10 protein-coding genes are annotated in these 12953 nt (G+C 50.5%); 4 read left to right on the top strand and 6 right to left on the bottom strand.

Translation table 11 applies throughout. The features are described from left to right. Window positions 1-2: 2 nt before the first annotated feature. The 3 genes from AC4QZR_RS08075 to sdaAB are packed head-to-tail and all read right to left on the bottom strand — an operon-like array spanning window position 3 to window position 3574. Window positions 3-1394 carry an efflux RND transporter periplasmic adaptor subunit gene (locus AC4QZR_RS08075; protein WP_494480453.1) on the bottom strand — a complete coding sequence of 464 codons (1392 nt, stop codon included), beginning with the start codon at window positions 1392-1394 and terminating at the stop codon, window positions 3-5. Between the two features lie 9 nt (window positions 1395-1403). Continuing rightward, window positions 1404-2882 carry a TolC family protein gene (locus tag AC4QZR_RS08070; protein ID WP_494480452.1) on the bottom strand — a complete coding sequence of 493 codons (1479 nt, stop codon included), beginning with the start codon at window positions 2880-2882 and terminating at the stop codon, window positions 1404-1406. A gap of 14 nt (window positions 2883-2896) precedes the next feature. Then, window positions 2897-3574, bottom strand: coding sequence for an L-serine ammonia-lyase, iron-sulfur-dependent subunit beta (gene sdaAB, locus AC4QZR_RS08065; RefSeq protein ID WP_494480451.1), 678 nt, complete (start codon window positions 3572-3574; stop codon window positions 2897-2899). 346 nt (window positions 3575-3920) lie between these two features. Here sdaAB and AC4QZR_RS08060 point away from each other — a divergent pair, with 346 nt between their 5' ends. The 3 genes from AC4QZR_RS08060 (at window position 3921) to AC4QZR_RS08050 (ending at window position 7141) form a co-directional block, all read left to right on the top strand. Beyond that, window positions 3921-4889, top strand: coding sequence for a tryptophan 2,3-dioxygenase family protein (locus tag AC4QZR_RS08060; RefSeq protein ID WP_494480450.1), 969 nt, complete (start codon window positions 3921-3923; stop codon window positions 4887-4889). Between the two features lie 221 nt (window positions 4890-5110). Next, window positions 5111-6688: an NAD(P)/FAD-dependent oxidoreductase gene (locus AC4QZR_RS08055; RefSeq protein WP_494480449.1), complete on the top strand. Its 1578-nt coding sequence runs from the start codon at window positions 5111-5113 to the stop codon at window positions 6686-6688. Window positions 6689-6778: 90 nt separating this feature from the next. Then, the gene (locus AC4QZR_RS08050) at window positions 6779-7141 is read left to right on the top strand and encodes a CoA-binding protein (RefSeq protein ID WP_188499522.1); all 363 of its coding nucleotides are present in this window, start codon (window positions 6779-6781) and stop codon (window positions 7139-7141) included. A 142-nt stretch (window positions 7142-7283) separates the two neighbouring features. On the opposite strand, the gene AC4QZR_RS08045 is transcribed toward AC4QZR_RS08050, so the two are convergent. Together AC4QZR_RS08045 and AC4QZR_RS08040 are read right to left on the bottom strand one after the other, a co-directional pair. Then, window positions 7284-9794: an ABC transporter permease gene (locus tag AC4QZR_RS08045; RefSeq protein ID WP_494480883.1), complete on the bottom strand. Its 2511-nt coding sequence runs from the start codon at window positions 9792-9794 to the stop codon at window positions 7284-7286. Between the two features lie 221 nt (window positions 9795-10015). Continuing rightward, window positions 10016-10732, bottom strand: coding sequence for an ABC transporter ATP-binding protein (locus AC4QZR_RS08040; protein ID WP_494480448.1), 717 nt, complete (start codon window positions 10730-10732; stop codon window positions 10016-10018). 145 nt (window positions 10733-10877) lie between these two features. On the opposite strand from AC4QZR_RS08040, the gene AC4QZR_RS08035 reads away from it, so the two are divergent. Next, complete coding sequence (locus tag AC4QZR_RS08035; RefSeq protein WP_494480447.1) at window positions 10878-11597, top strand: arylesterase; 720 nt, start codon at window positions 10878-10880, stop codon at window positions 11595-11597. 183 nt (window positions 11598-11780) lie between these two features. Here AC4QZR_RS08035 and AC4QZR_RS08030 read toward each other — a convergent pair whose 3' ends face one another. Continuing rightward, complete coding sequence (locus AC4QZR_RS08030) at window positions 11781-12953, bottom strand: efflux RND transporter periplasmic adaptor subunit (RefSeq protein WP_494480446.1); 1173 nt, start codon at window positions 12951-12953, stop codon at window positions 11781-11783.

Raw genomic sequence — 12953 nt, 5'->3', positions numbered from 1 at the left:
GTTTATTTTTCTTCACCATTCGCATCAGCCAAAGCTGATTTGTTCAGTGACTTCTCGTCTTTCACAGCCACTTTGGCACCGTCTTTCAAAGTTTTCGACACCGCTCTGAATGGACCGGAAACGACTTTCTGACCTTCTTTCAGACCACTCAGAATTTCGATGTTATCGAAGTCGCTGATGCCCGTTTTCACCTTCACAGATTTAACCGTGTTGTCAGCATCGTGCACAAACACCACTTCTTCGATCGGGCCGGCAGGTGCTACAGGAGCCTCTTCCACATTTTTGTCGGCGTCTTTTTCGTCACCATTTTCGCCTTCAGCCTTGGCTGGCTTGTTCGAACGAGTCGTCACTGCCGACAAAGGTACAGATAAAACATTGCTTTTGCGCTCCGTGATGATGTCAACCGAGGCCGTCATACCCGGACGGAAAGGACGGGCGTTCTTATCTGCCAGGTGGCTGTAAGACTCGTTCAGCAAACGGATGCGCACCTCAAATTCGGTCACTGCCTCCAGCGAAGCAGCGTCTTTCGCAGTGTTGGCAATTGAGGTCACAATGCCTTTGAACTTCTCGTCGCGGCTTGTGTATGAGTCTACTTCCACAATAACGGAGTCGCCCATACCTACCCGGATGATATCGTTCTCGTTCACGTTCACACGCACTTCCATGTTGTTGAGATTAGCGATGCGCATGATCTCCGTACCAGCCATTTGAGAAGTACCCACCACGCGCTCTCCTCTCTCTACATTAAGTTTTGACACAGTGCCACTTACTGGTGCGTAGATGGTCGTTTTGTTCAGGTTTTCGCGGGCATCGTTCAAAGAGGCCTGCGCATTCTGAATACCAAATTCGGCGGCACGTACACTCTGCGCCAGTGACTCTATCTCTTGCTTACCGGATTCGTACTGCGCTTTGATCTGCTGATACTCAGCCTCAGAGATTACTTTCTGGTCAAACAAGCTTTTGTTACGCTTGTAGTTTTGCTCTACCTGCGCAAAATTAGCACGCGATTGTGCCAAACGCGCCTTCGACTGCGACAGGTTAGCGCGGGCCTGGTTTACCCCGGCCGTCTGCATGTCTACCAGCGACTTGTAGTTATCAGGGCGTATACGCACCAGCAACTGTCCCTTTACCACGGAGTCGCCTTCCTGCACGGTCAGCTCAATGATCTCACCCGATACGTCGGGGCTGATTTTTACTTCCGTCTCAGGTTGCACTTTGCCTGAGGCGCTTACTTTTTCAACGATTTCGGTGCGCTTGACATCCGCCAGCACAACCTCCGTTCCTTCTTCTTTACCAATCCAACCTGCCTTTTTAGCTACGAGAGCCAGTACAAGAATCAGAATCAGTCCGCCTATCAGGGTGTAAATAAGCTTATTAGATTTTTTTGCAGCCATAATTTTATATTAGAAAGAGAGGTCTTTGCCCTGGTAGAAATCCAGAACTTTTAGTTTAAAGGTATATTCATATTTAGCTTGTATCAAGCTGGACTGGGCAGAGCGATAGGTGTTCGCTATCACGTTGAAATCTACGGTATTGATCACACCACCCTGAAGCCTTAGTTCAGCATTGCGGAAGTTCTTTTCAGAGGCGGTTACCTGCTGACGGGCCGCTGCATAACGACGCTGCGCCGCAAGGGCATCCACATACGCCTGCTCAATCGTCTGGCGCAGGTTGTTTTTAGCAATATCGGCATTGAGCTGGGCGTTCTGCTGCTGTAGCTTGGCGCGCTGCACATTGGTGCGTACCTGCAGGCTGTTCAGAATCGGGATTTGAAGCGACACACCTGCCTGCGTGTTCAGGTTGTCATCCCACTGGCGGAACATGCCATAGTGCTCATCAATACGGCGTGTTTCCACGTTTTCAAACCAAAGTGTCTGGGAGGCAGTGCCTGTTTCGTTTAAGTATACGGTTTGGGGCACACGGCCATTTACTACCCGCTCAATATCTACCAATCTGCGACTGGTACTGGCATATCTGCTTCCTGCACCTGCAAAAAGGCTTAGACGTGGGTAGTAGGCGCCCCGTGCTACACTAAGACCAGTTTCGGCGCTGCGCAACCGCAGCTCTGTGGCACGAATGGCGGGAAGTGTCTGCAGGGCTACATCGTATACCTGGCTTCCATCCACGATCACCGGATTCTCATCTGGCTCCGGGATGTTAGGTATCTCTACCTGAAACTCCTGATTGGTAGGTATATTCAATAACTGCATCAAGGTCAACCTGGAAATATCGCGCTGATTTTGAGCTGTGATATGATTCAGTTCGTCTGTTGCCAGTTGCGATTCAAGGTCTAGTACAGAGTTTTCGGCTAAGCTGCCTGCTTTGAAAAGGACACGCGTGCGGCTCAGTTGCTGGTTAGTCAGGTTGCGTTGCAAATCAGACACACGCATTTGCTCGTTGGCAAACAGAATGTTCAGGTAAGCGGTCACGATCTGGATCGTAATGTCGTTTTGAGCAGACAGATACTCCTGCTCACTTGCCTCCAGATTCAGACTATTCTGCTTGATCTGATTCACCTGCTGAAAACCTGAGAACAGCGGCAGCGATGCATTGATCGAGACGTTGGATGTGCGTGCGTTCTGTGTTTGCAGGTTAAATGACACCGGATCCTGGAAGGAACCCGTGTTGAAGCTATAGTTGCCGCTTGCGTTGATGCTCGGCAGTCGGGCAGCCCGCGACTGATTCAGATCGGCTCTATCAAGATCACGATTAAGGCTGCTTTGGCGCACATTCAGGTTGTTTGCCTTGGCATATTCAACTGCTTCCTGCAGCGACCAGATGCCATCGCCCCCTGCTCCCTGCTGCTGTGCCATGGCAGAACCAAATCCACCTACAGTTAAGCCAAGAGCCAGTAACAGCACTTTGTTTGACATTTTTTTCATAGTATGATTTCTTCTTAGAGATCGATATTCGGAATGTAGATCACATGCTTCACCCAGCTCAACTGCTTCAGGTACTCCAATGTGATGGGCTTAATGCCCGAGTCCATCTCGATGAACTGGCGGGCCATCTCGTTTCTGCCCTTGCGGGACACGTTCATTGTGGCGATGTTGCAGTCATCGTGCGCGATTACGGTAGCGATAAAAGCGATACTGCCCTTCACGTCATCCGCGTCGATGATGAGGGTATGCAAGTTGGCCGAAAAGCTGGCTGTGAACCCGTCTACCTCCACAATATTGATCACGCCACCTCCCCGGCTCTGCCCGATCACCTCTACCTGGCGGTCTCCTGCCTTCAGATTCAACTTGATGGTGTTGGGGTGCATGGTAGAGGCATTGCCAACTGAACGGAAGGTATATTTCAGGCCGCGCTCTTTGGCATGGTCAAAAGCCTCCTTGATGCGCTTGTCATCCGTTTTGAAGTCCAGCAGGCCGGCCACGATGGCGCGGTCAGAACCGTGGCCCTCATAAGTTTGAGCAAAGGAATTATAGAAAGTAATGATGGCCTCTTCGGGAGCAATCCCTAATACGCGAATCGCAGCGCGCGCAATGCGAACAACACCAGCGGTATGGGAGCTTGAAGGACCAATCATGATGGGACCTATCATATCAAAGACACTGCTTTTTTCTGCCATGGAGATAGAGCGGATAAATATCGTAAAACCCAAATTTAACAAATAAGGCTAATGATAACATTTTTTCGCCGTTATATTCTCTGGATTTCTACCAACAGTCAGATTTACTCTATTAAAAGAGTCATTAAGACCATTAACTTTCGATTGTATTAGTTTAATCCACAGGATTCCTGTACACAGGATGTTCGTAACACACAGAAGGTTGCCTGCGAGTCGTGGATTTATTTCCCTTGATTTATGTTTTGAAGATAGAGCGCGATAAAAATTTGCTTGATGCCGGAATCTATGCGATTGTTTTACTTTATTTGTAAGCTAATGGCGACTCATCAACCCCCATCTGTATACCATGGAGCAACAACCTTTTAAGCCGGAAGTGCTGGAGCAGCTCAGAAGACTGGAAGCCAAGTACGTGCCGCTCGGGCAGGACCTGGCTGCCTATCTGGAAGGGCTTTACTACACAGACTACCTCAACTACTGGGATTACATTCACCTGGATACCTTGTTGAGTCTGCAGAATCCGCGCACGTCTATACCTGATGAAAAGATCTTTATCATGTATCACCAGATCACGGAACTGTACTTTAAGCTCTGTCTGGAAGAATACAGGCAAATAGGTGAAGATAAGGAGCTTACAGGTGATGTGCTCCTGAAACGCTTGAAGCGCATCAACCGCTATTTCGAAAACCTGATCGACTCATTTGATGTGATGGTGGACGGCATGGATCCAAAACAATTCCTGCAGTTTAGAATGGCACTAATGCCGGCCAGCGGTTTCCAGTCGGTACAGTACCGGATGATCGAGATCGCATCTACAGAATTACGCAACCTGACTGATAAAGAGAAACGCAAAGCGCTGGGATTGCAGAGTACTCATGAAGAAATGATGGGCTGCATTTATTGGAAAGAAGGCGCTACAGAAGTTTCTTCCGGTACCAAGACACTCACCCTGATCCGTTTTGAGGAAAAGTACACGCAACAGTTGATTCAGTTTGCAAGGCAGTATCAGGACATGAACGTATGGTCTGCCTACAAGCGTTTGTCTGAAGAGGAACAGCAAAACCCACGACTCATTCGTCAGTTGCGTGAACTGGACAGCAACGTGAACGTGAACTGGCCGCTGATGCACTACAAATCGGCCGTTCGCTACCTGCAGCGCGATCCGGAAGTGATCGCCGCTACCGGGGGCACCAACTGGCAGAAGTACCTGCCTCCAAAGTTCCAGAAGCGCATCTTCTACCCCGAACTCTGGAATGAAGAAGAACTCGAGAACTGGGGCAAAGGCTGGGTTGAGAAAGTGCTGAATGGGGATATTTAGAAGTTAGTGAATAAGCGATTGAGTGAATGAGTGATTTAAAAATGGTTGAATTGTTTAATGGGTTGATTGCTGGCCAGTTTGCATTTACTTTTTACTTATCAATATAAAGTGTCAGCTTTCTCTTTGTATACTACTCAATCAAAAATAATAAAAATCACTCATTCACTAACTCACTCAACCACTCAATTAAACTTTAAGGATAACTACCTTACTAACTGTAAATGAATAAGAAAGAAGTTGAAGTCGTGTTATCGCCGGAAGTGGCGTACAACGACGAGCTGTTGGAGCGTGAGCTTATTGTAAGTGCCGGTCTCAAGCCGGAAGACGTCAAGCACATCCACCGCATCAAGCGCTCTATTGATGCGCGCGGTCGCCAGGTTTTGCTCCGTGTACGGGCCGATCTATACCTGGATACCCCTCCTGCCGATATCCTTTCGGCCAGGTATACCTATCCGGATGTCAGCTCAGCCAAAAAGGTCATCATTGTGGGCGCGGGTCCTGCGGGTTTGTTTGCAGCTCTGCGCTGCATTGAACTGGGATTAAAGCCTATCGTGTTGGAGCGCGGCAAAGACGTTCGTTCCCGCCGTCGTGACCTGGCAGCCATCAACAAAGACCACATAGTAAATCCTGACTCGAACTACTGTTTCGGAGAAGGCGGCGCCGGTACATACTCCGATGGCAAGCTCTATACCCGCTCCAAAAAACGCGGCGATCTGCAGCGTATTCTTGAGATCTTTGTGCAGCACGGCGCTACCCGCGACATCCTGTTTGATGCCCATCCGCATATCGGTACTAACAAACTGCCCCGCATTATCTCCGCTATCCGCGAAAGCATCGAAGCCGCCGGCGGTGAAGTACTGTTTGACAAGCGTGTGACTGATTTTATCCTAGAGCAGGAGGAAATAAAAGGTGTCGTGACGCAGGACGGACAGGTATACAACGGTGAAGCCGTGATTCTGGCCACCGGCCACAGCGCCCGTGATATTTTTGAGTTGTTGCATCATAAAGGCGTCACCATCGAAGCTAAGCCTTTTGCCATGGGCGTGCGTGTGGAGCACCAGCAGAAACTGATCGACAGCATCCAGTACAAGTGCGAGGACCGTGGTTGCTGGCTTCCGGCCTCTTCGTACGCGCTGGTGCACCAGACGGTATACGACAACAAACAGCGTGGCATTTTTTCGTTCTGCATGTGTCCGGGCGGCTTTATCGTGCCCTCAGCTACGGCTCCCGGCGAGGTGGTAGTAAACGGTATGTCCCCGAGTCGCCGCGACTCTAAGTTTGCCAACTCAGGTATAGTCGTGGCGATTGAGTTGGAAGACATGGATTTGGACAAGTACGGTCCGCTTGCCGGACTGCGGATGCAGGAAGCGCTGGAGCGCAAAGCCTGCGAAATGGCCGGTAGCACCCAAAAAGCCCCCGCCCAGCTCCTTCTCGACTTCACCCGCCAGAAAACCGGCGGCGCTTTATTGGAAACATCTTATCAGCCTGGTCTCACGCCTGTAGATATGAACGAACTGTTCTCACCAGCCATGGCCTATCGCCTGCGGGAAGGATTCAAGGCCTTTGGCAATAAAATGCGCGGCTATCTGAGCAACGATGCCCAAATCATCGGAGTTGAAAGCCGCACCTCCTCCCCGGTTCGTATACCGCGCGACCGTGAGACAATGGAACACGTGCAGATCAAAAACCTATACCCTTGCGCAGAGGGCGCGGGCTATGCAGGTGGAATTGCGTCGGCTGCCATGGATGGGGAGCGCTGCGCCGAGAAGATCGCAGCCAAAGTGCTGCAACAGGTATAGCCGATGGTATTGTATTCGGTTTATACCTCCTTGCGCTGTAACGTTTCTGTGCTGATCAGGGTTAAATAGTTAGATCAACATATCTGAACCATGAAAAAGACACTTGTACTGGGTGCTACCGATAACCCTTCCCGCTTTGCCTACAAGGCCATTCACCGATTGCAACAACACGGACATGAGGTGGTGCCAGTGGGCATCCGCAAAGGAGAAGTTGGCGGGCAGCCCATTATCACGGATAAAGAACAGAAAATTGAAGGAGTTGACACGGTAACACTTTATGTAGGACCGCAGAATCAGCCGACCTGGTACGATTACATTATATCGCTGCAACCGAAGCGCATCATTTTCAATCCGGGCACCGAAAATCGGGAATTAGAGCAAATGGCTGAGGACGCAGGTATAGAAACCATGCACCACTGTACGCTGGTGATGCTGGCATCCAGCACCTATTAAATTTTTCGGAATTTTTATTTGGGAGCTGTAACCTCCTAAAAAGGTGGGCGTATAAACCAATATAATCAAAGTTTGCAGATGGCATTTGTTGTCTATGGAAACTTGAGAAAAAGGGATCTTTCAAGAGATCCCTTTTTTGTTTTTATGCCTCCCGCCGCAACACTTCCAATGGCGGCCTGTTCAGCACGCCACGGCTATTGAGTAAGCCTACCGCCACAGTTAGCAGCGTCACTACCGCAAAAATAATCAGCAGAGGCCAGAGCACTGGCACAAACTCCATTTCGAAGCTGAATACCGCCAAGGCCCAGGCAGCCCCGAAGGCAATTACGCAACCTACAGCGGCAGCCAATATGCCCAGCATGGCGTACTCCATCAGTGTTATACCTAGTATCTGTTTTTTGTTCGCGCCCAGGGTACGTAACAGCACACTCTCCTGCACCCGTTGAAATTTGCTGACATTGACAGAGCCCACCAGTACCAGCAATCCGGTGAAAATGCTAAAGAGCGCCATAAACTGAATCACAAAGGAAATCTGGCTAACCACTTCCTCCAGCGTACGCAGGATCAGGTCGAGGCCTATGGCGGATACGTTCGGAAAAGCCTCTACGACACGGCGCTGGAATTGCGCGGCCTGTTGCTCGTTGTCGCTGCGGGTCATCAGCACATGGAACTGCGGCGCCTCTTCGAGCACGCCTTTCGGGAAAAGCATCTGGAAGTTGGTCTGCACCCGGTTCCAGTCCACGCGGCGTATGTGGGCCACACGGGCAGGTATAGTTGCTCCCTGTACATTGTAAATAAGGGAATCCCCCACTTTCACTTTGATGCGCTCCGCATACCCTTCTTCCAGCGAGACAGGCACCCTGACGCCAGCTTTATACTGTCCTTCGCTCCACTCACCGGCTTCCGTCTTCTCAGAATCACTTAAATGGTCGCGGTAGGTCACTCGGTATTCCCGCGTGAAGTTCCTCGGCCTGATCTCCAAAGTTGTGTCTTTGCGCACATCCGCCAGCGTCAGGTTATTGATCTGTTCCAGCCTTACCGTCACGATCGGGTCGAAGTACAGTATCGGTAGTCCTTCTTCTTTGGTTAAGTTGGCTACCTGGTCCCGCTGACTGTTTTGGATATCAAAGAGTACCAGGTTGGGCTGGTTCTCAGTGCCAGAGAGCGACACCTCGCTCAGCAAAGTGCGTTGCACCATGAAGAGCGTACCGATCAGTGCCGTGCCCAGGCCGATCGACACCATCAACAACAAAGTTTGGTTGTTTGGGCGGTATAGGTTCGCTAGGCCTTGGCGCCATACGTAGCCCCATTGGGTCGGGAAAAAGCGTTTAACGGTCCAGGACAGGCCTTTGGCGAGCAAAGCCAGCACCAGGAAGGCCGCAATGACACCTCCTGTAAAATAGAGCGCCTGCCACCAGGTGCCTAATTGCCAACGCGAGAAGACTACAATAAAGCCAAGCAGCAAACCATATACCGCCCAGCGAAGCGGGTCTTTCTGGTTGGTCAAATGCTCTACAGTGGCCCGCAGCGTAATCAGTGGCGATACCTGCCGGATGCTCAATAATGGCAACAGTGCGAAGAGTACTGATACCACCACTCCCATTAGCACGCCTTGTGTAGCGGCGGCCGGTGAGAAGTAAGCGTCCACACTGACTGGCAGGAAGGTTTTAAAAAGTTCCGGCAGTATCAGTTGCACAACACTGCCCAATGCAGCACCGGCTATTCCGCCAATCAAGCCCATGCCCATCACCTGAAATAGGTATACCAGAAAGGCCTGCTTGCCGCTCATACCCAGGCAGCGCAGAATGCCGATGGTTGCGAGCTTGTCGCGCATGTAGACGTGTACCGCACTGGCTACGCCAACGCAGCCAAGCAGTAGAGCCACAAACCCGACAAGTGCCAGAAAACGGGTCAGTTCATCGTAAGAGCGACCCATGCTGGCCTTTCGCGTTTCTACCGTGTCGTAGAACATGCCAAGTTCCTCAAAACGTGGGTCCAATTTATTGCCTAGTGTATCCGGTTGCACGGCTTCGTTCAGATCGTAGTAATAGTAATACGAAACACGGCTGCCGCGCTGTATCAGGCCGGTTTCGGGCAAGTACTGTCTGGGAATGTATACCACAGGCGCCACGGCAGCGGTCATGGCTGTTTGACCAGGTATGCGGTGAAGCGCCCCTTCGATAGCAAATGTCATAGCGCCAACCCGAATCGAGTCTCCTATCTGGGCTTCGTACTGCAACATCAGGTTATAGTCTACGAGTGCGCGTTTGTCTTCCCGAAAACTGCGGCTGGCCTCTACCGGGTTGGTCTCGATGGCTCCAAAGTAAGGAAATTCGCCCTCCAGTGCCCGCACCTGCACCAGACGGGTATCATTGCTTTTCACAAAGTACACCATCGACATCATGCGGTTCTCGTCAGAGCGTTTGCCCAGTGTGCTCACGGAGTCAATGATGGCCAGGGAAAGGGAGTCGGGCTCTTTGTTCATGCCCATCACCAGATCAGCGCCGATTAGGGTTCTGGCTTTCTCGTCGATGGCTAACTGCAAACTGTCCCGGAATGAGTTGATGGCGACCAAAGCGGCTATACCTAGCACAATAGACGAAAGGAACAGCAACAGCCTGCCCCGGCTGCGACGGGTATCGCGCCAGGCCATTTTGAGAAGCCAGGGTATATTCAGTTTTGGTTTATCCGGATTAGGCTTATTGTCAGACAAGGTATACTTGATGTTTAGTTAGATAAGTCTTTGTGAACCTGTTGTTTATGTTTAATTAGGCAAAAGAGTACTTAGGCAAAGGCAAAGGCGTGAAAAGTATAAAATCTGTTGTTACATTTTCTGTAAACTTCTGCCTCTTTCATCTTTTGTCAGGAGTCTACTCAGAGGCTGGAGTCTTCCGGTTGATGAACTGTTTCAGCAGTCATCGTGTCGGACACTACATGACCACCTTTGATGCGGATGATACGCTGCGTCTTTTCGGCCAGCTCCAGGTCATGGGTCACAAGCACGAGCGTGGTACCGGCTTCGCGGTTAAGCTCAAATAGGAGCTTTTCTACCTTATCGCCGGTTTCCTCATCCAGATTACCCGTTGGCTCATCGGCAAAAAGAATGGTAGGTCGGTTCGAGAAAGCCCTTGCCAGCGACACGCGCTGCTGCTCCCCTCCTGACAGTTGCGTCGGATAGTGGTCGTGGCGTTCGGCTAGGCCTACACGAGCCAGCAAGTCCATGGCTTCGCGTTGCACGTTTCGCTCTCCGCGTAGTTCCAGCGGTACCATCACGTTCTCAAGTGCTGTGAGCGTAGGTATAAGCTGAAAATTCTGAAAGATGAAGCCCACGTATTGGTTGCGAACCTGTGCCCGTGCATCTTCGCTCAGGTTGTCGAGCTGCACGCCGTTGAGGATGACGGAGCCGCTACTGGCCCGGTCTAGTCCGGCGCACAGACCCAGCAAGGTCGTTTTGCCGCTTCCGGATGGCCCTACAATCGCGCAGGTGTCGCCGGCCTGCAGTGTAAAGTTGATGCCCTCGAGCACGGTCAGGTGACGGTCGCCGCTGTCGTAGGTTTTCTTCAGGTTATTGATTTCTAGTATAGTAGACACGTAGCTTGTGTTTTTTGAAATTAAACGACAGGTATAGCACTACAGGTATAGAAGTACGCTGTGCTATTCCCGAACCTAATAACTTATAGAGGTCGTTATAGGTTTTAAGATTGATAAAACTAAATTTAGGAAAAAAATCAGGTACATGAATAATAAGAGTAAGTATATCCCCCTTTTTCTAGCTTTCTACCTTACCCTGCCAGGCTGCGAACAGGCAACCACCACAGAGCAGGTAGCAACGGAACAACAGGTACAGAATGACTCAATCACGACAGCCGAAGCCCCGAAAAATGAGCGCATCAAGACCATCGTGTTTTTCGGTAACAGCCTCACCGCCGGCTATGGATTGGAGCCCGACCAGGCCTTCCCTGCCCTTCTTCAGGAGCGCATCGATTCGCTGGGTCTGCCTTATAAGGCCGTAAATGCCGGACTGAGCGGCGAAACCTCCGCCGGTGGCAAAAGCCGTATTGACTGGTTATTGAAACAACCGATCGATGTGTTTGTGCTGGAACTGGGCGCTAACGACGGCTTGAGAGGTATAGATCCGGCTTCGACCTATGATAACCTCGGTACGATCATCGACAAGGTGCGTGAACAGAATCCGGATGCGGAAATCATCCTGGCAGGTATGCAGATGCCGCCAAGCATGGGGCAGCGCTTTACGAAAGAGTTCGAGCAGGTATACCCCCGACTGGCGGAAGATAAAGATGTGGTGCTTATACCTTTCCTGCTGGAAGGCGTGGCCGGTGACCGGGCATTGAATCAGGGTGATGGCATTCACCCGACTATAGAGGGGCAACGCATTCTGGCGGACAATGTATGGACTGTGCTGGAGCCAATATTAGTGGCCAATAGAGCGTCCTAAGGCACTTTTTAAAAAATAATTAATTTATTTTCAAAGATTTGTAACCAAATACAACCTCTGCCACGTATAAAAGCATGGCTAAAAGTTGAAAGTTTAATTAATAATTAATCCTTTCAAAAAATAACAGCGCTGGTCCCTTTATTGGAGCCAGCGCTGTATTTTTTTAGATCAATGCTATACCTGTTATTCTTCGGCTACTTCCGATTTCATCTTCTCGGCTAGTACATAATAGGCACCTTTGGTGATAACCTGTGCTGTTTCAGGCAGCGCTTTCAAAGGTTTCACTTCCATAAAACCACTTTCGGCTATACCTGTCTCCACTTCCTGCATCCGGAATGTGGTAGGCCCCTCTTTTACAAAAACGTAGTGCTTGCCTTTGTAGCGCACCACTGACTCTTCGGGTAATGCAGGCAGCTCCTGCTTTCCAGCCAAAATCTGTGCATTGACATACATGCCTGGCAGCAGGTTGACATCTTGGTTATTCTCCAGATCGGCATGTACCGTTACCATGCGGGAATCGCCCTCAAATGCTCTTCCCAAAGCAAATATCTCTGCTTCCAGCGGCTCTCCTGCCACGTTTGGTAAGGTAAACAGCACCTTTTGCCCTTCTTTCATCTTATTGAAGTCGCGCTCAAACACACTGAGTTCCAGGTGCAAGTGACGGTTGTCCACGATCTCAAACATTTGCTGACCTGGTTGTGCATAGGAGCCCATGTTCACGTTGATGACCCGCACATAACCGCTGATAGGCGACGTAATGGCGAAGGACGAGGTGATCTGTCCAGCTTCCACTTTCTTCGGGGAAACGCCCATAGCAGTGAGATGGGTAGCAAGTGCCTTGAGGCGGGCCCGCTGTACCTGCACATCCGACTCGGCCTGTTCGAAACGCTTGCGGGAACCCACTTGCTCTTCGCTCAGCGTGCGCTGTCGCTCGTAGTCCTGTTCGGCAAAGCGCAGCTGGTTGCGGGTAGTCAGGTACTCTTCCTGCAGCTTGATCAGCTCCGGGTTCTGGATGGTGGCCAGCACTTTCCCTTTCTGAATATACGCTCCTTCTTTGACAGGTATACTGCGCACCACGCCACCCATTAAAGGGTTGATACTGGCTATGTTTTGCGGTGGCAGTTGAAGTTGACCGTTAGCTGTGATACGGGCCGATAGCGGCTTGTTCTCAATTGATCCCAATTCAATGTTGCCTACTTTTTGCTGCTCTTCCGAAAAGGTAACAACAAAGGGTAATGCGCTTGCGGTCACTTCCGTTGTGGCGGTCTCCGTTTCTTCGGCAGGTGCCTGCTTAGAGCATGCCGCCAGACTGATAAGTCCGCAAAGGGTGATGATTCTGATTTTATATGCTGTCAT

This window comes from Pontibacter sp. YIM B11418, from assembly GCF_059278805.1.
Note: the sequence above shows the minus strand (reverse complement) of the source record. Positions and strands in the feature narration are given on the sequence as shown.